21 protein-coding genes are annotated in these 19,593 nt (G+C 51.6%); 14 read left to right on the top strand and 7 right to left on the bottom strand.

The features are described 5' to 3' along the window. Window positions 1-22 precede the first annotated feature (22 nt). From CVV30_12415 to pgk, 8 genes are read left to right on the top strand one after another with little or no spacing between them, the layout of a single operon-like run. Entirely contained in the window at window positions 23-247 is a 225-nt protein-coding gene (locus CVV30_12415) for an ATPase (protein PKL68149.1), read from the top strand. A gap of 13 nt (window positions 248-260) precedes the next feature. Then, on the top strand, window positions 261-839 hold the full coding sequence (locus CVV30_12410) for a V-type ATP synthase subunit E (GenBank protein PKL68130.1): 579 nt from the start codon (window positions 261-263) through the stop codon (window positions 837-839). Between the two features lie 12 nt (window positions 840-851). Next, a complete protein-coding gene (ahaC, locus tag CVV30_12405) occupies window positions 852-1,901 on the top strand; it encodes an ATP synthase A1 subunit C (protein PKL68129.1) in 1,050 nt (349 codons plus the stop codon). Next, window positions 1,902-2,207 (top strand): V-type ATP synthase subunit F, encoded by a 306-nt coding sequence (locus CVV30_12400; protein ID PKL68128.1) that lies wholly within the window; start codon window positions 1,902-1,904, stop codon window positions 2,205-2,207. Then, window positions 2,198-3,964, top strand: coding sequence for a V-type ATP synthase subunit A (locus tag CVV30_12395; GenBank protein ID PKL68127.1), 1,767 nt, complete (start codon window positions 2,198-2,200; stop codon window positions 3,962-3,964). Before CVV30_12400 ends, CVV30_12395 begins: the two co-directional genes overlap by 10 nt. Then, window positions 3,961-5,349 (top strand): ATP synthase subunit B, encoded by a 1,389-nt coding sequence (locus CVV30_12390; protein PKL68126.1) that lies wholly within the window; start codon window positions 3,961-3,963, stop codon window positions 5,347-5,349. The genes CVV30_12395 and CVV30_12390 overlap by 4 nt, the downstream gene beginning before the upstream one ends. A gap of 7 nt (window positions 5,350-5,356) precedes the next feature. Further along, window positions 5,357-5,986, top strand: coding sequence for a V-type ATP synthase subunit D (locus CVV30_12385; protein ID PKL68125.1), 630 nt, complete (start codon window positions 5,357-5,359; stop codon window positions 5,984-5,986). Window positions 5,987-6,002: 16 nt separating this feature from the next. Next, a complete protein-coding gene (pgk, locus tag CVV30_12380) occupies window positions 6,003-7,217 on the top strand; it encodes a phosphoglycerate kinase (protein ID PKL68148.1) in 1,215 nt (404 codons plus the stop codon). A 6-nt stretch (window positions 7,218-7,223) separates the two neighbouring features. On the opposite strand, the gene CVV30_12375 is transcribed toward pgk, so the two are convergent. Then, window positions 7,224-7,706 carry a hypothetical protein gene (locus tag CVV30_12375; GenBank protein ID PKL68124.1) on the bottom strand — a complete coding sequence of 161 codons (483 nt, stop codon included), beginning with the start codon at window positions 7,704-7,706 and terminating at the stop codon, window positions 7,224-7,226. Between the two features lie 157 nt (window positions 7,707-7,863). Here CVV30_12375 and CVV30_12370 point away from each other — a divergent pair, with 157 nt between their 5' ends. The 3 genes from CVV30_12370 to CVV30_12360 all read left to right on the top strand — a co-directional run bounded on the left by CVV30_12370 (window position 7,864) and on the right by CVV30_12360 (window position 9,154). After that, on the top strand, window positions 7,864-8,178 hold the full coding sequence (locus CVV30_12370) for a hypothetical protein (GenBank protein PKL68123.1): 315 nt from the start codon (window positions 7,864-7,866) through the stop codon (window positions 8,176-8,178). A gap of 81 nt (window positions 8,179-8,259) precedes the next feature. Further along, window positions 8,260-8,739: a 23S rRNA (pseudouridine(1915)-N(3))-methyltransferase RlmH gene (locus tag CVV30_12365; protein PKL68122.1), complete on the top strand. Its 480-nt coding sequence runs from the start codon at window positions 8,260-8,262 to the stop codon at window positions 8,737-8,739. A gap of 43 nt (window positions 8,740-8,782) precedes the next feature. Then, window positions 8,783-9,154 (top strand): hypothetical protein, encoded by a 372-nt coding sequence (locus tag CVV30_12360; protein ID PKL68121.1) that lies wholly within the window; start codon window positions 8,783-8,785, stop codon window positions 9,152-9,154. Window positions 9,155-9,223: 69 nt separating this feature from the next. Here the strand turns inward: CVV30_12360 and CVV30_12355 are convergent, their stop codons facing one another. The 4 genes from CVV30_12355 to CVV30_12340 form a co-directional block, all read right to left on the bottom strand. Further along, window positions 9,224-10,729, bottom strand: a complete 1,506-nt coding sequence (locus CVV30_12355; protein ID PKL68120.1) for an MFS transporter — start codon at window positions 10,727-10,729, stop codon at window positions 9,224-9,226. 391 nt (window positions 10,730-11,120) lie between these two features. Then, a complete protein-coding gene (gene lysS, locus CVV30_12350; protein ID PKL68119.1) occupies window positions 11,121-12,662 on the bottom strand; it encodes a lysine--tRNA ligase in 1,542 nt (513 codons plus the stop codon). A 158-nt stretch (window positions 12,663-12,820) separates the two neighbouring features. Then, entirely contained in the window at window positions 12,821-14,155 is a 1,335-nt protein-coding gene (locus CVV30_12345) for an NAD(P)/FAD-dependent oxidoreductase (protein ID PKL68118.1), read from the bottom strand. Between the two features lie 82 nt (window positions 14,156-14,237). Beyond that, the gene (locus tag CVV30_12340) at window positions 14,238-15,185 is read right to left on the bottom strand and encodes a hypothetical protein (GenBank protein PKL68147.1); all 948 of its coding nucleotides are present in this window, start codon (window positions 15,183-15,185) and stop codon (window positions 14,238-14,240) included. Between the two features lie 75 nt (window positions 15,186-15,260). Between CVV30_12340 and CVV30_12335 the strand changes: the two genes are divergently transcribed. Next, window positions 15,261-16,007, top strand: a complete 747-nt coding sequence (locus tag CVV30_12335) for a hypothetical protein (GenBank protein PKL68117.1) — start codon at window positions 15,261-15,263, stop codon at window positions 16,005-16,007. Window positions 16,008-16,019: 12 nt separating this feature from the next. Here CVV30_12335 and CVV30_12330 read toward each other — a convergent pair whose 3' ends face one another. Beyond that, on the bottom strand, window positions 16,020-16,799 hold the full coding sequence (locus CVV30_12330; GenBank protein PKL68116.1) for a TrmB family transcriptional regulator: 780 nt from the start codon (window positions 16,797-16,799) through the stop codon (window positions 16,020-16,022). Between the two features lie 65 nt (window positions 16,800-16,864). Between CVV30_12330 and CVV30_12325 the strand changes: the two genes are divergently transcribed. After that, window positions 16,865-18,154, top strand: coding sequence for an S-layer protein (locus CVV30_12325; protein ID PKL68115.1), 1,290 nt, complete (start codon window positions 16,865-16,867; stop codon window positions 18,152-18,154). Further along, entirely contained in the window at window positions 18,154-18,861 is a 708-nt protein-coding gene (locus tag CVV30_12320; GenBank protein PKL68114.1) for a glucose-6-phosphate isomerase, read from the top strand. Before CVV30_12325 ends, CVV30_12320 begins: the two co-directional genes overlap by 1 nt. Here the strand turns inward: CVV30_12320 and CVV30_12315 are convergent. Then, window positions 18,839-19,585, bottom strand: a complete 747-nt coding sequence (locus CVV30_12315; protein ID PKL68113.1) for an NAD(+) synthetase — start codon at window positions 19,583-19,585, stop codon at window positions 18,839-18,841. The two genes, CVV30_12320 and CVV30_12315, sit on opposite strands and share 23 nt — an antisense overlap. Window positions 19,586-19,593 lie beyond the last annotated feature (8 nt).

The raw sequence follows: 19,593 nt of genomic DNA, 5'->3' as shown, positions 1-19,593 counted from the left end.
AGTAGCAACAACAGATCTCGCAATGATCCAGGCACAGCAGGTTGGAATGAAGGCAATCGGCGCAGGACTCGCCGTTGGTCTTACCGGTATCGGTACCGGTGTCGCTGAGATGGGTATCGGAGCAGCAGCAGTCGGCGCAATCGCCGAGAACAAGGACTTCTTCGGTCTTGGTCTGCTCTTTACCGTTATCCCGGAAACCATCGTCATTTTCGGTCTCGTCGTCGGTCTCCTTCTGTTGTTCTTATAAAACGGAGAGAACAATGGGACTGGAAGCAGTAGTCGAAGAAATCAGGGCAAAAGGCAGATCCGAAGCGGAGAAGATCCGGTCAGAGTCACAGGCTGAGTCTGACCAGATCGTAGCTGCCGCAACCAAGCGGTCCGAAGCGATCAAGCTTACAGCAGAAGAGGAAGTCAAAAAGCAGGCAGAACACCTGGTAAGCCAGGATGTATCTGCTGCAAACCTCCTTGTCAAGCGTGAGATTCTCAACGCCCAGAAGGCGCTTCTCGATCAGGTTTACGAAGCTACCCGCAAGGATATCGCAGCCCTCCCTGAAAGCTTCCATCGTGAAGCCATCAAGAAACTCCTCACCGAGGCAAAAAAGGAGATCCCCTCCGGAAAGATCTACTGCAATGCCCGCGATGTCGCCATCACAAAGGCAATTATCGCAGAGCATGCAGAGTTCTCGAAATTCACGGTCGGGGAACCTGTCGGAATCGACGGGGGTATCCTGGTTGAAGGTGAGGGGGGCGCGTTGCAGATTGATTACAGCTACCGCACATTCCTTGCGAAGGTTTGGGAATCCGGGTTGAAAGATGCTTCAGATATCCTGTTTGGATAAGGAGGGCCACGTATGGGTGTGAATATATCAGCACCGTACATTTACGTGTGTACCAGGATGCGGATGAGGAAGGCAAAACTCCTCCCCAAGGAGGAGTACCTGCGGATGCTCAACATGAGCGTTTCTGAAATCACCCGTGTCATTGGAGAAACTGAATACAAACAGGAGATCGATGAGCTCGGAACCACCTTTAAGGGAATCGACTTAATCGAAGTCGGCCTTAGCTGGAATCTGGCAAAGGAATACCAGAAGATCCAGGAGATCACCCCCGGGAACTTAAAGCAGTTCACGCAGGTATACCTCCGCCGCTGGGATATCCAGAATGTCCTGACGATCCTCCGCGGTAAGATGCAGGGTGAAAAGCCCGGCAAGATCAAGGAGATTCTTATCCCTGCCGGCAGCCTTGATAAGACGGTGCTGGACCGGATGCTCACTGAAGAGAGTTCAGACAGGATCATCGAGATGCTAAAGGGTCACCGTATGTACCCGGTCCTTGCCCGTGAATATCCCGCGGCAAAGGAAAGTGGATCATTCTCCCACATGGAAAATGAGCTCTACAAGCACCTCTATGCCAATATTATCGGGGATGCCAAAGGCGGTGTAAAAGGCGGGGCTTCGTTCCTTGCCTACATCCAGCTGGAGATAGACATCAAGAATGTCAAGACCCTCTTCCGGCTTCGTGCGGATAGCATTGAGGAGGATTCCCGTGACATGTTTATCCCCGGTGGCAGTCTTACCCTCATGAACTTTACCAGCCTGAGTAACATTAAGGATCAGAATGAATTCGTCGATATGATCAGGGCGAACATCAGGAATGATACCCTGCATACGCTCCTTGATGAACTGAAGGCAAACAAAAGCGCCCATGATATCGAGGTACAGCTCACCCGTGTGCAGCTGGCGCAGATGGAGAAGATGTCCAAAAGAAACCCGTTCTCCATTCACCCCATCCTCGTATATCTTGAGAAGAAGAAATACGAAGTCTTCAACCTGCGGGCGCTTGCACGGGGCAAGGAATCAAAACTCCCGTCGGAGAAGATTGTGGATTACCTGGTGATGTAAATGGAGATCGCAGTAATCGGTAACAGTGAGTTTATCCTCGGTTTCCGGCTGGCAGGGATACGCAAGACCTATGCAGCGGAGAACGACGGCAAGCTCATTGAGCATATCACCAGCGTGCTGCAGGACGGCGAGGTTGGAATCCTTGTCCTCAACAGCAGCGACATGGAGAAGGTTCCCCGAAAGCTTCGCGAGAGGCTGGAAAACTCCGTGAAGCCGACCGTAATCGCCATTGGTGGCGAAGAAGAAGGCGGACTCTCCATGCGGGAGAGAATCAAGAGATCGGTGGGTGTTGATTTGTGGAAGTAACAACCAAACAAGCAAAGGAAAAGAAACAAGGGGTTCTGAAAAGAATCGCCGGCCCTGTCGTGACGGCAGTCAACCTTGACGCCCACATGTACGATGTGGTGAAGGTCGGCAAAGAAGAGCTGATGGGTGAGGTCATCAAGATCCAGGGTAACAGTGTCATCATCCAGGTGTACGAAGATACCTCGGGCATCAGGCCCGGCGAACCGGTCTCAAACACGGGCCTGTCGCTCGCAGTTGAACTCGGTCCGGGTCTGCTGACCAGTATCTATGATGGTATCCAGCGTCCTTTGGAAGTCCTCGTGGACAAGATGGGCAACTTCATTCAGCGTGGTGTAACAGCACCCGGTCTCTCCCATGAGAAGAAATGGACCTTCAAGCCGCTCGTAAAGACCGGTGACAAGGTAGAGCCCGGCGCAATTCTTGGAGAAGTCCAGGAAACCAACATCGTCCACAAGGTCATGCTGCCCCCGAACGCAAAAGCGGGAGTAGTCAAGACGATCAAGAGCGGAGACTACACCATCGACGAGATCATCTGTATTCTCGAAGACGGTCGCGAGTACCCGATGATCCAGCGCTGGCCGGTTCGTGTCCCCCGCCCCGTGAAAGAGAAGATGAATCCGACGATTCCGCTGATCACCGGTCAGCGTATCCTCGATGGTCTCTTCCCGATCGCGAAAGGTGGCACCGCCGCAATTCCCGGCCCGTTCGGGAGCGGCAAGACGGTTACCCAGCAGCAGCTGGCCAAGTGGTCGGATGCTGAGATCGTGGTCTACATTGGCTGCGGAGAACGCGGCAACGAGATGACGGAAGTTCTTACCGAATTCCCGCACCTCGAAGACCCGAAGAGTGGCAAGCCCCTCATGGAAAGGACCGTGCTCATTGCAAACACGTCCAACATGCCGGTGGCAGCCCGTGAAGCATCGGTTTACACCGGTATCACCATTGCGGAATACTTCCGTGACATGGGATACGATGTCTCCTTAATGGCAGACTCGACCTCCCGGTGGGCAGAAGCAATGCGTGAGATCTCCTCGCGTCTCGAAGAGATGCCCGGTGAAGAAGGATACCCGGCCTACCTTGCAGCCCGGCTCTCGGAGTTCTACGAGCGTGCCGGCCTTGTCAAGACCTTAAACGGGGCCCGTGGTTCCGTCTCGGTTATCGGTGCAGTGTCCCCCCCCGGTGGAGACTTTTCAGAACCCGTCACCCAGAACACCCTGCGTATCGTCAAGGTCTTCTGGGCACTGGACGCAAAACTCTCCCAGCGCAGGCACTTCCCGGCCATCAACTGGCTGAACTCGTACTCCCTGTATCTCGAAGCTCTCCAGGACTACTATGACAAGGAAGTCTCTCCCGAGTGGAACACCATACGGTCATGGGCCATGGAAGTCCTCCAGAAAGAGGCAGAACTTCAGGAAATCGTGCAGCTCGTCGGTTCCGATGCACTGCCCGAATCAGAGCAGGTGACGATCGAAGTCGCCCGTATGATCCGTGAGATCTTCCTCCAGCAGAATGCATACGACGCAGTCGACACATTCTGTGACATGAAGAAACAGTATGCCATGATGAAGGCGATCAAGACGTACGCCGAACTGTCGTACTCAGCCCAGCTTGTCGGTGTCAGCCCTGCTCAGATCAATGCGGTCAAGGCCAAGAACGAACTGGCCCAGATCAAGTTCATCAAGGACTACGTACCTGAACTGGCGAAGATTATGAAACAGATGGACGATGAGTTCAATACACTGAGGTCGGCAGCATGAAGGAATACAGGACGATAAGCAAGATTGCCGGGCCGCTGGTCTTTGTTGAAAAGACCGAGCCGATTGCCTACGGCGAACTCGTTAATATAATTCTTGCCGATGGCACAACCAAGCGCGGTCAGGTGCTCGACACGAGCGATGAACTTGTTGTTGTCCAGATCTTCGAGACCACTGCCGGTATCGGAAAAGACAGCGGTGTCCGGTTCACGGGCGAGACTATCAAGATGCCCGTCGGCAGGGAAATGCTCGGACGTATCCTGTCCGGTGGCGGTAAGCCTATCGATGGCGGTCCTGACATTGTCCCGGAGAAGCGCCTCGACATCAACGGTGCTGCAATCAATCCGTATGCCCGGGGCATGCCGGCGGATTTCATCCAGACCGGTGTCTCCACGATCGATGGGACCAACACCCTTGTCCGTGGTCAGAAACTCCCGATCTTCTCGGGTGCAGGTCTTCCGCACAACAAACTTGCGCTGCAGATCGCCCGTCAGGCAAAGGTGCCCGGCTCAACCGAGAACTTCGCGGTAGTCTTTGCTGCAATGGGTATCACGAAGGAAGAAGCGAACTACTTCATGCAGGATTTCGAGCGCACCGGTGCGCTTGAGCGAGCGGTCGTGTTCCTCAACCTTGCAGATGACCCGGCTGTGGAGCGTATCATCACCCCGCGGCTGGCACTCACTACTGCCGAATACCTTGCTTTCGAGCTCGGTATGCATGTGCTCGTTATCCTTACGGATATGACCAACTATTGTGAAGCGCTCCGTCAGATCGGTGCAGCCCGTGAAGAAGTGCCCGGTCGCCGTGGCTACCCGGGATACATGTACACGGATCTTGCTAACCTCTACGAGCGTGCCGGTATGATCAAAGGACAGAAGGGTTCAGTTACCCAGATCCCAATCCTGACCATGCCTGGTGACGATATCACTCACCCGATCGCCGACCTGACCGGTTACATTACTGAAGGCCAGATCGTGGTCAACCGTGATCTTCACCGCAAGGGTATCTACCCGCCCATCAACGTGCTGCCATCGCTGTCCCGTCTGATGAATCTCGGTATCGGGAAAGGAAAAACCCGTGAAGACCACAAGAAGGTCTCCGATCAGATGTACGCAGGGTACGCAGAAGGTAACGATCTCCGTGGACTCGTTGCTATCGTTGGTAAGGATGCACTTTCCGAACGTGACCGGCTGCTTCTCGAGTTTGCCGATCTCTTCGAGAACAAGTTTGTCCGCCAGGGATATGACGAGGACCGGACGATTGATGATACCTTAAATCTTGCCTGGGAACTGCTCTCGACCTTACCGGTAGAACAGCTGACCCGTATCGATCGCGATACCATCAACAAGTACCACCCGAAATTCAGCACTGGTGCAAAGAAGGAGTAGAGAGTCCATGGCCCTGCGCGATATCAAGCCAACCCGTTCCGAACTGATCAACTTAAAGCGGAAGATCCAGCTCTCGGAACGTGGCTACAAGATCCTTAAAATGAAGCGCGATGGACTGATCCTTGAATTTTTCAAGATCCTGGCAAATGCCAAGGACACTCGGGGCGACCTCCTCCGAAAGTATGCAAAAGCAGTCGAGATGATGGCACTGGCTAACACGGTTGAAGGAGCAATCGGTGTGAAGTCAGCCGCCTTCTCGGTCAAAGAAGTGCCCGAGATCACCCTGAAGAGCAAGAACATCATGGGGGTGGTCGTTCCCCAGATCGAGTCATCCAAGGTACGAAAGAGTCTGGTCGATCGCGGGTATGGCGTGCTTGGCACATCAACGGTTATTGACGAGACTGCTTCTGCCTTTGAGGAACTCGTGGAATCGATCATCGAGAGTGCCGAGATCGAGACTACGATGAAGCGCCTGCTCGATGAGATCGAGAAGACCAAACGCCGTGTCAACGCGCTGGAGTTCAAGGTAATTCCCGAACTCACCGCGGCCCGTGATTTCATCAAGATGCGTCTTGACGAGATGGAGAGAGAAGAACTCTTCCGGATGAAGAAGATCAAATCCCGAAACACCGCATAATTTTTTTGAGGTCATGATGCCGATTGGAACCATCAGGGAACTGGGATGTGAGGGAAAGACCGTGCTCCTCCGGCTTGATCTCAACTCCCCGATCGATCCCACCTCCAATCTTATTCTTGATGACAAACGTTTCCGGGAACATCTTCCCACTATCCACGCTCTCTCAAACAGCCGTGTCGTGATAGTCACACACCAGAGTCGTCCCGGGAAAAAAGATTTCACTCCATTAGAAGCTCATGCCGAGAAGCTTGAACAGCTCCTCGGAAAACCGGTCACGTACGTGGACAGTATTTTCGGGCGGCATGCCCGCGAAGCCGTTCACGCGATGAAGATCGGAGGTGTCGTGATGCTGGAGAATGTCAGGTTCAATGCAGAGGAGAACCTGACCTTAAAACCCGAAGAAGCCAAAAAGACGCACCTGGTTAAGAAACTGGCCGCAATGGCTGATGTCTTTGTCAATGATGCGTTTGGCACGGCCCATCGTTCGCAACCTACGGTTGTCGGGCTTCCTCTGGTTTTAAGGTCCGCGGCGGGACTTCTCATGGAACGGGAAGTCTCCACCCTGTCAAAAGTTTTTACGGGTGCACCCCGTCCGGTCTGCATGGTGCTGGGCGGCACCAAGGTAGATGACTCCATTGATGTCGCCCGGCACGTACTGGAAAATGGTATTGCAGACACGGTTATTGTTATCGGTGTTGTTGCCAATGTTTTTTTGATCGCCGCCGGGTACAATATCGGCAAACCCTCCACCCAGCTGATTGCCCAGCTCAAATACCAGCCGGAAATTGAAAAGGCAAAAGAGATCCTCTCCCGGTTCAGGGATCGCGTGGTGATGCCGGAATTTGTTGCCGTGAGACAGGATAATCACCGGGTAGAGTATGCAGTTGATAAGATCCCCGATGATGCTCCGGTTCTCGATCTCGGTATGGATTCCCTTGCATCATTTGTTCAGGTGTTAAAGAAATCCGGCACGGTCGTATTCAATGGACCCGCCGGTGTTTTTGAAGATGCAGATTTTGCTACCGGGACTTATGAACTGCTCCGGGCGGCATCCAAAGTGGAATTCTCTGTAGTCGGCGGGGGACATACTGCTGTGGTGATTGAAAAACTCGGTATCGAGAAGGATTTCACGCATATCTCGACAGGTGGCGGTGCTTGTATCGAATTCCTTACCGGCAAGAAACTCCCTGCTGTCGATGCTCTCGAACAGTCAAAAAAGATTTTCGGGTAATTTTCTTCACTTTTTCAGCAGGGCATTTACCATTATATTTGAGAGTGGATTTTTTCGCCCTTTTTGACTAACCGCTGATTTCTGGGTAATGACGGGTGTCAATGAGCTTACTGCAGGAGCCGGTGAACCTGTACGCACGATCGTTTCATCAATTGCGTTCTTCCGTCCCCTCATAGCACTGAGTACGGCAAATGAGAACACCAGTGCGGTGAACATGAATAAGCATATTGAAAAGAGGGCGGTAATTCCCATAATCCGGGTTAATATCCCTTCCTGAAGAACGGCCCAGGCACCGGGAAAGAAGAGTACCCAGAACAATACCACGGAGAGTTTTGTTGATGCTTCAGGACTTGAAATACCCCGGGTCCGGTTTTCTTCATTTTCCATGGGGAAATTATCAATTATTTTACCAAGAGCAATGAGCGCCACGCTGCAGGCAATTGAAAATATACCTACAACTGCCAAGAGTAACAGGATCACTTCGTTCATCTGGTCTACCTCGGAATGATCTCTTATTACCCACCGCGCTATAAAAAGGATTCCATATGTATGCTATAAGGGATACAAAAGAAAAAATTGTAATCCCTATGGATTATAACGGGCGATTAACAGGCTATTTATAGTATTTAGCCCTAGTTTTTAGGGAATGGCAGAGAAGATACCGGCGACCCGCGGGGAACGTGTGGCAATATCCTATAAAATGCCCCCTAATATCTACGAGAAGGTCAATAAACTCGTATATGATGAAAAGAAGTTCTCTACGGTCTCTGACTGCATCACGCAAGCTTTATTAAGCTTCGTCGATAATCACCACGATATGGGACAGTTTAAGGAGCTGTTCAAGGACTACATGTCATCAGATGAGGGCCGGGAACTCATGAAAAATATGATGAAAGAAGTGCTTATCGATGTGCTATCGCACCAGAAAATTGAAACAAAAGAGTCCAAGAGTAATCCATAGGTAACTTTCTTCCACCCGTTCTCCTTTTATTCTTTTAGCCTGTCATATGTTCAAATGTTTAACTATCTCGCAGGGTAAACCATGCAGATCCGGATTATAGCGGTGGGAAAGATCAAGGAAAAATACCTGCAGGAGGGTATTGCCGAGTATGAGAAACGCCTGCGCCCGTACGCAAAGGTGCAGATTGTCGAGATTACAGAGGAGAAACGTCCTCTGTCTGCGTCACCGGCGATTGAGTCTGCTGCAAAGGTAAAGGAAGGGGAGCGAATTCTTGCTGCTATCCCTGAAGGCTCCTTTGTTATCGCACTTGACGTGAAGGGGCAGAGCTGGTCGAGCGAGGAGCTGGCCACTTCGTTCCGCGAATGGGAACTGTCCGGGCAGAATCAGCTGGCCTTTGTAATCGGGGGAGATCTCGGGCTGTCCCCGGCAGTACTCGTTCGGAGCAGCCTTCGCCTCTCCCTCTCAAAAATGACTTTTACCCATCCCTTGGCCCGGCTCCTTCTTGTCGAGCAGGTATACCGGGCATTCCGGATACTCCGGGGTGAGCCGTATCACAAATAACCCATACGGAAATTTGTTCATTCCGGTACACTGAGGTACTATAATGAAACCTTCCCAATCCGTTACGGCAACCGGCACCTGCAACCACTGCGGTGAGTGCTGTCGCTGGCTCCCCATAATCCTTGTCTGGCAATGTAAACCCCATCAGTTGCATTACCTGCGCGAGCGCGGACTCAAAGAAGAAGGGGGCTATTTCCTTGCCGATTCTCCCTGTCAGCACCTGAAGAAAGAGGAGCCGGATGACACCGGCATACAGAAGTGGGGCTGTGCAATCTATGAGACCCGTCCGGCCACCTGCCGGGACTTTTGTGGAAAAGCCCTGAGTGGCGGGAAGCGGTATTACGTGCCCGAAGGATGTTCGATGGCTGGTGGAAAGACCGGGGTTCCAGGAATCCCGATACCCGATAAGGAATAGCCGAAATTTCAGGGGGAGTTTACTTTAGTGGGGAATTTAGCCCCCCTGACCTGCCCGGAAGATGGATGGTCATTTCTGCACCGGGCCTTCGTTATCCCGTTCACATTTTTCATCCTTTCCTGTTTCAGAGCTTCCCAGCGTCGGGAACCTGAGCATGTACCGCAGCCCCCCGACCGTAGACAGGTTGCGCATCTCACGGCTGACCTGCGCTATCATCTCCCTGACAACAAGCCGGTCCTCTACATCCCCGGCCTCTTTGACATAAGCGAGCCGGTGGATCGAGTAGATCCCAATCAGAAACGCAAAGACAAAGAAAAAATCCCAGTACTGGAAGTCCAGTGTCTGGATGGCAAAAACAGCCCCCGGACTTTTCCAGTTCAGGGTAAGTGAGAGTTCAGTCGCTTTGAACGAATCGACAAACAACCCCCCTATGATCGGTGCGATACCGGCTGCGAGGGAGTTGGTAATGTTGATCGTGGCAAGGTACGCGGTTGCGCCTCCATGGGGTGCAAGTTTGAGCCCTATGTTCGCCGATGCGAGTGTGACTCCCGCTGTTGACACACCCATCAGGATATGCAGGATGATCAGGAGCGGGATGGTCAGCAGGTGCCGGTTAGGCAAGGTAGTAAACGTCCAGCCAAGGATGCAGATCATGAAGAGGGGTCCTGAGACCCGCAGGACAGATTTGTTGCTGAACCGGTCCGCAATCCGGCCCCACATGCCATAGGAAAGCACACTGGATAGCTGGCTGAGAATGGCAAATGCAATGACAATCGAGATATCGAAGTTGAGCATGACCAGCAGGTAGACCGTAAAAAACGGAGCGGCAAGGTTGACCGCAAAGTTCCATGCTCCTAAAAATGCGATCAGCCGGGAGAAGTTTATATCGTGGAATGTTGACCGGACCTGATCAAGGAGCGGGACTTTTTGAGTCTCTGTCATCAGAGGTTCAGGGATCCGTGACATATACCAGATCCCCATGAGACCGGCGACAAAGCCCCCAAGGAAGATGACCGAGTAGGCTGTGCCCGGGGGATAAGCCGGATTCTTCTCAATGAAATCGATAAGAAAACTGGCACCAAGTGACAGTACAATCCCAAGAGCAAGAGACAGGGACATTCTACGGGAGAAGAAGCTGCCCAGGATCTCCTGTGGCACTAAGTCGCGCATCCAGGAATTCCAGCTGCAATGAGAGATGGCAGAAACGCACCCGTACAGGATGAGTGACAGAATCAGGACCGGTACAGCGGCAGCCGGGCCAAAGAGGAATGGGATAAAGGCAATGACAAGCCAGAAGAGCCGTGCGACAATCGAAGCACCAACACAGATCAGCCGCCGGTTGCGGACCCTTTCCACAATGGAGATGGCAGGCATCTGGATCAGCTCGGCAAGCGGGGGGATTGCCGCAAGCAGACCGATTACTGTATTGGAAGCGCCCAGCTGGAGACCGAATGCAACAAGGAAGATCCCACTGGTCAACGTGACCATGGCCTGTGTGGCGAGTCCGTCCCTCAATACATAAGAGAGCCCTTTTGTTACATCGTCCTCACTTAAGGTCTCTTTCGGTTCCATCATAGTAGAAACACCGGGTGGGGTGATTTGACAGGGATTTTCCTGGCCTTGTGACATGCCATTTTTTCTGATTGTTTGTTATGGGCAGGCCGTTCAAAAAAGATTTCTCCCTTATTGCCAGTGCCTGCGACCTGTTCCTGCCCGATTACTGGAAGGTAGATGTGAAAAAAGTGTAAGATTGGGATCTTAATCCCCGTCTTTTTTATTTTGTCACATTTTTGTTAATTGTCCCCTCTTCCTCAGGCAATTGTCGTGTCCATTACTCCCATAAGGAGAACGGGCATCAGGAGAATACAACTCGCAGGAAACCGGCAGTCCAAATGGTATTGACGCAATATCCTGCAGATTTTCGAAAAGAGCGTTAAACGAGATAAAAAAGAATCCTCCGGGAATCTTAGTTCCCGGGCTCCGGTATTGCTTCCCTGGCCTCGTCTTCTGTTTTCTCATCGCCCGGCTGAATAGTCTTCATCGAGGGGAAGAGGATCACTTCCTTGATGGAATTATTATTGGTCAGCAACATGACAAGCCGGTCGATGCCGATTCCGACACCGCCCGTCGGTGGCATGCCGTACCCGAGAGCATTAATGAAATCGTAATCGATCATCTGGGCTTCAACATCGCCCATTCTCCGTTTCTCGTCCTGCGCCTCGAACCGTGCCTTCTGGTCGACAGGATCATTGAGCTCCGAGAACCCGTTTGCCACTTCCATCCCGTGAATAAAGAGCTCGAACCGCTCGGTGAATCCTTCTTTGGTGCGGTGGCGTTTTGCCAGCGGGGAGTTCTCCACCGGGAAGTCATAAACAAACGTGGGCTGCATGAGTTTCTCCTCAACAAGCCCTTCAAAGAAGTAGACGAGGAATTCCCGCTGGGACTGTGGCTTTCCGGAGTCCGGCAGTTTGTTTTGCAGTGCCATTGAGCGGAGCTCATCAACACTGTGGGCAAAGATATCGATGCCGGCATACTCCTTTACTGCGTCTGCCATGGAGAGTTTCTTCCAGGGTTTGGCAAAATTCAGGGGGGTATCGCCATAGGGTATCTCGAATTTCCCGTGAACTGCGTTTACGATCGAAGAGACAATATCTTCGGTAAAGCCCATCATATCATTGAAATCGTGGTACACCCAGTAGATCTCCACCATGGTGAATTCCGGGTTGTGGTTGGTGTCCACACCCTCGTTCCGGAAGTTACGGGCGATCTCAAAGACTTTTTCGAATCCTCCCACTACGAGACGCTTAAGGTAGAGCTCGGGAGCTATCCGCAGGAAGAGTTTCTGGTCGAGGAAGTGGTGGTAGGTGGTGAACGGTCGGGCATTGGCTCCCCCATACACCGGTTGGAGGATCGGGGTCTCGAACTCTAAAAATCCGTTGTCATCAAGGAACCGGCGGATCAGGGCAACAATCCGGCTCCGGTCACGGAATGTCTGGCGGCTTTCCTCATTGGTGATGAGATCTACGTACCGCTGGCGGTAACGTTTCTCCACATCCGTGAGTCCGTGGAACTTCTCGGGAAGCGAGCAGACCGCTTTGCACAGCAGGGTAAAAGTATCCACCCAGATGGTGATCTCGCCGAGTTTGGTCCGGAATACATGGCCGGTGACCCCGATGATATCGCCCCGCTCGATATACTGGTTGAAGAGCTCGAACTGCTCTTCTCCGAGATCATTCTTACGGATGTAGAGCTGGATCTTGCCTGCTTCATCCCCGAGGTCGGCAAAGATGGTCTTGCCATGGTTCCTGACAATGTAGATCCTTCCTGCGGTCGTGACACACTCTGCACTCTTGTCGTGCGTTATGTCAGCGTACCGGGTCTTAATCTCAGAAATGGTATCCTTACGGTCGAACGCGGGAGGAAAGATCGTTATCCCTTTCTCCTTAAGTGAGGTTATTTTATCGAGCCTTGTTATTTCAAATGGAACATTTTCGAGGGGACCGGTCATCTTGAAAGCACCACGGTGAGTAGGATACTCGTGTATCGTAAATATGCGGTTCCGGTGGTAATAATACCTTTTTTACATTTATCTCTTAAAAAAAACGAATTATTTTCTAACTCTGATAACTTCTGATCGGAAAACAGGGAAGTTAAAAGAAGTCTTGGTTATTCGCCTTTCCGCGTTTTGAGTTTTCCTGAAGCATATTTTGCAAGCCCATATACCCCGTCAGTGGAAGGGTGGACTTCAATGAAATCCTCAAAGTCGTGGACGGAAAAATGGCGGCTCATGAGAAATGCCATATATCCCGCAATAAGGCCCCCGCCCGGACCCGCGGCACAAACGCCATCGATCGCACCATCCTTGCGGTTGACAAATATCTTTGCAAGGCCGGTGTCGCCCGAAGGGACTGACCAGAATGTGCCCGGCCCGGCCGGCCCCGGGATTGCCAGTGATGCCGTGTTCTCAGTAACCGAGCTGCAAAATGCCAGTTCCTGCGAAAGGTTGATCGATTGCGGGATGAACCGGTAGTCCATGGTTCGGGGAATCCCGAGAATGTTGTCCGCGGCTACAATCCCCTGGTGCCGGGCAACCGGTGTCAGGTAGGGAGGACCGATCACATCCCCGCAGGCATACACGTCCGGAACACTGGTGCGCATGCGCTCATCAACGATGATTTCACCAACCGGTCCTTTATTGATGCCATTGAGCATCTCAGAACGAGGTACGAGTCCTGCAGCGATCAGTACGGCATCAGTTTCAAGCGTGGTGGTCTTTCCCCCAGTTGCCAGTGTGAGAGTTTTTGCACCGGATCTCTCGTTTATTGACTGAACCTGAGTATTTTCCTGTATATCTACCGATGAAAGGTCTTTTACTGCCAGTGCACGGAGGTGAGTATCGATCTCTTTCAAAAGTGTGCTCCTGCACAGGAGAGTTACCTTACTGCCGAATGTGCTAAAAATATACGCAAATTCGGCAGCCATCACACCCCCTCCGATGATTGAGAGTCTCTCTGGGATCTTCTTTATTGTAAACAGGGTGTGAGGGGTGTATACTTTCGGCAGATCAATGCCCGGAATTGCCGGAATCCGGGGACGGGATCCCGTAGCAGCGATTATCGTATCCGCCTCGATCTTCTCATCATCCAGAAAAACTGCTTTTCCCTCAAGCCGGCCGGTCTTCCCGTAGATAATATCCACACCGGCAGATTTTGTCTCCTCATCAAGTACAGACGCGATCTTTGCCTGGATTGCGTGCATCTCCTCAAGCATCCTGGGAAAATTAACCCCGGGAGAAGAATCCATCACGCCGAGATGCTGGAATTTTTGGATAGAGTGAACCGTCCGGGCCACGTCATTCAGGGCACAGACCGGCATACAGCCAAAATGGAGACATTGTCCCCCGATACCCCCGCCCTCGATAAGCCGGACCTCTTTTCCTGCGGATGCGAGCCGGATTGATGCAATCCTGCCCGCAGGGCCGCCCCCAAGAACAACGATCATGGGATTTCTGTCTGTCATAAGAGAAAAATCTGGGTTTTTAAGAAACGGGATCTCCGCTTATGAGACCCGCCCCGGTTCCTGATTAGAAGACTTCGCAGCCTTCGTCCATCGGTTCTGAGAGCAGTTCGCCGGTGAATGCGTTCACTTCGACAATCTTCTTGCCCCGAATCTGCCAGACCGGGATATAGACCTGCTTGGAATCAACGGTGATATTTTTCCTGTCGGGTTTCAATATCTTCTCTTCATAGAAGATCGCATCGCCTTTCTCCTGCTTGATCCGGACTTTCTGGGTGAGCCGTTCGATCAGTTCGTTGATGATACGCTCGGAGGCTTCATCCTTGCGGATATGGGAATCGCACACTTCAGCCCCCCCGGGAATCTCGGTATCCTCAACCAGTTTGCCGTCAATGTCGATCTTTATCCCGTTGATCGCGTTGATTGCGCCCCACCCATCTGCATCAAAAGGAATTCTGCGGTCTTTGTACACCTGCTCTCCGCTGCTCGTGTAGTGGAACAGGAAATGAGGAATGAATCGCAGTTTTGCCGCGCCCTGTACCCCGGCGGTGCGGATCGCAGCCTGCTCGGTGATCTTTATGGGGAGGTGGGGTATCGTGATACCCGAAGGCTCTTCTTCTTTGGCTGCGGCTGCAGCAGCTGCGATTACTGCTGCTTTCTTAGATTTTCCCGGCGTGAGATCAAGTGCCAGTTCACGATCAAGGATATCGGCAAGAACCGCCTCTCCGGTATATCGTACAAATTCATCGATTCCCCACTGGATGCAGTTCTCGGTGGAGATCTCTTTATCGAGAGAGAAGAGCAGTTTCTTGCAGCTCATCTCATGGTCATCGATCATGAGGCTGTAATTGGTCTTATCGAACTGTCCGATCAGGTCTTTCTCGTTCGAACAGAGCACCAGCAGGCAGGTGCTGTCACGAACCGCTGAAAGGTCGAGAGGGTCATCAACCTCTTCAACCTCGTACCGTGCCGCTTCAAGAATGAGTCGCATCGCATTCTTGGCTTTTTCCCGCATATCGTGTTCCATCATACATAAATTGCCTTACTCTTATAGAACAATTTTTCTATTGTAATGTCCGAGATTAGTATAATGAACCTCCCGCTGAAGTTTGTCAACCATAATATCGAAGATTTTGCCATCCAGGTAACATTCGATCCGGTTGCGGGAGATGGAAAAGTTGTATACAATCTCTCGTTGATAAAAAACGAAGATCTTGATTATGCAATTTCTGTTCTCAAGGATGCCAACAAAACCGGTATCAGTGTCAGCGGCATGGTCAAATTTTTTTCATCGGGTGAAAAAGTTGCGGATTTTGTAATCCCCAAAGGCTGTACAGGCATCTGCACGATGTGCAGCATCACGTTTGACGGGCTTCTTATCCGGCGGGGTATCCCCATCAACCCGATTGGTGGCGGGGTCGTGGAAATTGAAAACCGGACCCCGATCCGCTTCACCCATATCATCCTGTACGAACATACCACCATTGATCCCCTGCAGGTACTCATCTCCCAGAAGACCACGTCCATAACCAATGTTATGCGGCGGGGGAGTGGCAACATTCTTGCAAATATCCGGGAGTTCCATATGGAATCAGAGCACCTGGTTGGCAATGTGCTTGATGAACTTTCGAGCAGCAGTTATTCAGGGATCCTTGAAGTGGGCATGCCCAACCTGTCGCTCCTGGGTGTACCTGTCAGCCCGCAGTATGTTGCGATTGCAGCCATTGGCGGTACCAATCCCATGGCAGCGATCCGGGAAGGGGGGCGCTGGGTTCAGATACAGGCAATGAAGGGTCTCATGGAGATCCAGCAGATGGATGAGATCAGGGATTTTTAACTTTTTTTTATCTTATTCCGGCTTTTTTGCCCAGTCCGCGATCAGGTTGTAATACCGTGAGAAGAACCGGACAAACCCGTCTGCTTCTGAGAAGAGTGCGACGGCATCCTCCTTCCCGGTCCCCAGGATGACCAGTACGCGCCGGTTATCGACAATGCAGATACCCCCGGCCATCATATCCTTCACACGGTCAAGTTCCTGCGGCATTTCCGGGTGCTTCTTGACATAGACCCGCACTTTTCCCGTATGGCTACCCTCCCACTGGTGGGTGACAATCTCAATATCTGAATGTTCTGCCTTATCCTCAAGTATCTTTTTAATTTCCGGTGAAATGATCTGGGGGTGGGCGATTATCCTTATGGTATGGCTGGCATCAGCGACGATATCGGTGAGTTTCCTCTGTATGTTTTCGATACCATAGACATTCCATATCAGCTCCTCGCTGCTCTGTTCATGATCGATTCGTTCACGGTGGATCGCTGACAGGATTTCGCGGGCATCGGCAGCATCGTGTTCGATCCTGCTCATCATTATTGTCACTCCTTCCTCAGGAGAGAGGGCAGCAAACCGTTTTGGGGTTGAACGGGCAACAGATATGAGTTTTTTCTCCTGGAGTTGATCAAGTACCGGGTATACGGATGCGCGCGGGACGGTGGATATTTCATGGATCTCACTCGCAGTCGCACTCACAACTTTCAAAAGAGCAATATATACCAACGCCTCGTATTTTGTCAAACCAAGTGATTTGAGGCATTCAACAACCCTTGCGGAGCTGGGTAAGGGGGCTCTCATTGGAACATCACTTTATATCCTGCAATATTAAATGTTGTTATAATAATAACAACACGGGGTCACTGATGGAATATCGCAAATTTATTATTATTATCCTGGTCCTGTTTTTCGGATGCAGCATGCCGGTTCTGGCTGTGGATACCTACCAGGGGTCCGCTCCCCAGATGTCAGCAGTAATCTCGGGCGTCAATGAATATACCGCGGGACAGGATATGACCATAAATGTCCTTGTCCAGAACCGCGGATTGAACACAGTAAAATATGTTACCAAAGGGACGATCGATCGCGACGATCTGCCGACCACTGCCAAGATGGTCACTGTATCTCTCGCACCGGGAAGTGCACCGGTCATCATCAAATCAGATCCCCAGAATATCGGCGATATAACCACGCAGGGATTTGCAACGGTCCCCATCCTGGCAAAAGTCCTGTCTAATGCTTCTCTAGGGGAATATTCGCTCCCTCTCACAGTCAAGTATACATATCTTGAATCGGCTGACAATGATGAGGCTGGCACCCTTCAAAACCATTACCGCACTGTAAGCGAAACATTTCCGTTAACGGTCATGATCAAGCCCCAGGTAAAAATCGATGTGATCGAAGCAATTCCGGAAAACCTGAATGTCGGAAGCGGTGGATATCTCACCCTGACAATTCAAAATACCGGGTATGAAGACGGGAAGAAAGCTACGGTTAAGATACTTCGGAGCGGCCAAAGCCCGATCATTCCGACTGACAGCAGTGTCTTTGTTGGGGACTTCCCGCGCAATGGAACCGTTACGTGCAGGTACAAGGTATCTGTTTCGGGCGATGCCGCACAGCAGACCTACCCGGTCGATGTTGCCGTCACCTATGAAAACCGCGACGGTGATATTGTCACCTCATCGACAGATACTGTAGGTATTCCCATAGGGGGGAAACTTTCTTTTTCAGTTATTTCAGCACCTGCCCGTGTCACTCCCGGTTCGGATAATGTGATTACCGTCGAGTACAGGAATAACGGCGATACAACAGCCTACCATTCACAGGCACGGATCTCCGCAGTTGATCCTTTTACCAGCTCTGATGATACCGCATATATCGGGGACTTAAAACCCGGGGATAATGTTACAGCCCGGTATCAGATACATGCCGGTGAAGAAGCAGAGATCAAGACGTATATGCTGGATGCAGAGATACGGTACCGGGATGCACTGGACAACAGTCAGGTCTCGGACACATTCAAGGTGCCGGTTTCAGTAGAGCCAAAACCAGCATCAAGTGGTCTTGTTTCGATGCTTCCGGTAATCCTTGTTATCGTAATTATTGGCATTGGCGCCGGGTATTATTTACTTGTAATGAGAAAGAAGAAGTGATGCTTGGATGGGATGGGGCTCTCCCTTTGCCTTCGGTCCGGACAATTGCGGAGATGCGGCCAGTCCTTGCCGACTCTTCGTGCGAGGGTCACGCCCCTCTTTATTTTATGTACCGCGATCTGGCGAAGTCAGATGTGGATCGCCAGTGGTTGCAGAGCCAGAAGCTGCGCTATGATCTCACGGTAATTCCCCCCTGCACACTCTGCGGCGAATTGGTGAAGACCAAGGGACATTATCACCCGAAAAACCCGGCCGGGATCGGGTATCCTGAAGTTTACGAAGTACTGGAAGGCGAGGCGAAATACCTGCTCCAGTCGCGGATACTGGATGATGTGGTGATGATCTCTGCACATGCCGGGGATATCGTTATCATCCCCCCGGAGTATGGGCACATCTCCATCAATCCTTCTGCTGATAAGACCCTTGCCATGGCAAATATCGTCTCTACTGCATTTGAGAGCGAGTACGGCGAATACGAGACGCTCCACGGGGCAGCGTATTATGCAATGAGTAATGGCAGCCTGCAGAAAAACCCCCATTACCCAAAGATACCTGAAGTCAGGTATCCCGGTACGCAATGGAGATCTGCAATGCACGGGTTCTGTGCGGGACCCCTTTACTCACAAATCGGGAATGAGTCGATGCTCAGGTTTCTCAATTTCCCGGAAAAATATCCAGGTATTTTTACAGAGTTGCTAAAAGATTAGGTGCCGGGAGCCGCTTGTGCTCGCTTTTTTTCACCAGTGCAAGGACTTTTTCTTCGGTCGGGGTTGCTGCTTTCCACTCGTGCAGTTCAAGAGCCCTCAATGATGCATCGATCTCGGGATAGGAAAGCCCGATCTCGCTCTCGTCACTCTGGCCCTCCCATAACCCTGCAGATGGGGCTTTTTTCAGGATAGAATCCGGAATGTTGAGTTCCCGTGCGGCTTCATAGACTCCATCTTTATACAAATGAAGGAGCGGCTGTATGTCTGCTGCATTGTCACCGTGTTTCGTGCAGTAGCCGAGCATATACTCGCTCCGGTTGGATGTGCCGCATACGAGCCGGTGGTCGATGTTGGCCTGATAATAGACAACTGCCATCCTGATCCGCGCCATAAGGTTCCCGGTCAGGTACCGGGACCCGGTATATCCTGTCATGGCCTTGAAGCCTTCAAGCATCGGTTCGATACTGACTATCCGGTGCTCCATGCCAAGCCGGGTACAGAGTGTCGCAGCATCCTTACAATCTTCAGGATTGCTTATTGCTGAGGGAAGCGAAAGCCCGAGAACTTTTTCAGGGCCTATCGCCCGGCAGCAGAACGCTGCTGCCACCGCAGAATCAACACCCCCGCTGACCCCAATAACGATACCCGTGCATCCACTGTTCCAGTAAGCATACCGGATCATCTGCTCAATCTGTCCCAACCTGCACCCAAGCTCTGCTGCCATGCACATCT

It is taken from the genome of Methanomicrobiales archaeon HGW-Methanomicrobiales-1, from assembly GCA_002839675.1.
Taxonomy (GTDB): Archaea; Halobacteriota; Methanomicrobia; order Methanomicrobiales; family Methanospirillaceae; genus Methanoregula.
The sequence above is the reverse complement of the archived record's forward strand: the minus strand, read 5'-3'. Positions and strand labels throughout refer to the sequence as shown.

What these genes read in the sequence shown, in the direction of transcription:
- CVV30_12325 (PKL68115.1), top strand. Translation starts at nt 16,865, where the DNA reads ATGGAATATCGCAAATTTATTATTATTATCCTGGTCCTGTTTTTCGGA.
- CVV30_12410 (PKL68130.1), top strand. Translation starts at nt 261, where the DNA reads ATGGGACTGGAAGCAGTAGTCGAAGAAATCAGGGCAAAAGGCAGATCC.
- CVV30_12335 (PKL68117.1), top strand. Translation starts at nt 15,261, where the DNA reads ATGAACCTCCCGCTGAAGTTTGTCAACCATAATATCGAAGATTTTGCC.
- CVV30_12400 (PKL68128.1), top strand. Translation starts at nt 1,902, where the DNA reads ATGGAGATCGCAGTAATCGGTAACAGTGAGTTTATCCTCGGTTTCCGG.
- CVV30_12415 (PKL68149.1), top strand. Translation starts at nt 23, where the DNA reads ATGATCCAGGCACAGCAGGTTGGAATGAAGGCAATCGGCGCAGGACTC.
- CVV30_12330 (PKL68116.1), bottom strand. Translation starts at nt 16,799, where the DNA reads ATGAGAGCCCCCTTACCCAGCTCCGCAAGGGTTGTTGAATGCCTCAAA.
- CVV30_12320 (PKL68114.1), top strand. Translation starts at nt 18,154, where the DNA reads ATGCTTGGATGGGATGGGGCTCTCCCTTTGCCTTCGGTCCGGACAATT.
- lysS (PKL68119.1), bottom strand. Translation starts at nt 12,662, where the DNA reads ATGACCGGTCCCCTCGAAAATGTTCCATTTGAAATAACAAGGCTCGAT.
- CVV30_12340 (PKL68147.1), bottom strand. Translation starts at nt 15,185, where the DNA reads ATGCGGGAAAAAGCCAAGAATGCGATGCGACTCATTCTTGAAGCGGCA.
- CVV30_12375 (PKL68124.1), bottom strand. Translation starts at nt 7,706, where the DNA reads ATGAACGAAGTGATCCTGTTACTCTTGGCAGTTGTAGGTATATTTTCA.
- ahaC (PKL68129.1), top strand. Translation starts at nt 852, where the DNA reads ATGGGTGTGAATATATCAGCACCGTACATTTACGTGTGTACCAGGATG.
- CVV30_12315 (PKL68113.1), bottom strand. Translation starts at nt 19,585, where the DNA reads ATGGCAGCAGAGCTTGGGTGCAGGTTGGGACAGATTGAGCAGATGATC.
- pgk (PKL68148.1), top strand. Translation starts at nt 6,003, where the DNA reads ATGCCGATTGGAACCATCAGGGAACTGGGATGTGAGGGAAAGACCGTG.
- CVV30_12345 (PKL68118.1), bottom strand. Translation starts at nt 14,155, where the DNA reads ATGATCGTTGTTCTTGGGGGCGGCCCTGCGGGCAGGATTGCATCAATC.
- CVV30_12390 (PKL68126.1), top strand. Translation starts at nt 3,961, where the DNA reads ATGAAGGAATACAGGACGATAAGCAAGATTGCCGGGCCGCTGGTCTTT.
- CVV30_12385 (PKL68125.1), top strand. Translation starts at nt 5,357, where the DNA reads ATGGCCCTGCGCGATATCAAGCCAACCCGTTCCGAACTGATCAACTTA.
- CVV30_12355 (PKL68120.1), bottom strand. Translation starts at nt 10,729, where the DNA reads ATGATGGAACCGAAAGAGACCTTAAGTGAGGACGATGTAACAAAAGGG.
- CVV30_12370 (PKL68123.1), top strand. Translation starts at nt 7,864, where the DNA reads ATGGCAGAGAAGATACCGGCGACCCGCGGGGAACGTGTGGCAATATCC.
- CVV30_12365 (PKL68122.1), top strand. Translation starts at nt 8,260, where the DNA reads ATGCAGATCCGGATTATAGCGGTGGGAAAGATCAAGGAAAAATACCTG.
- CVV30_12360 (PKL68121.1), top strand. Translation starts at nt 8,783, where the DNA reads ATGAAACCTTCCCAATCCGTTACGGCAACCGGCACCTGCAACCACTGC.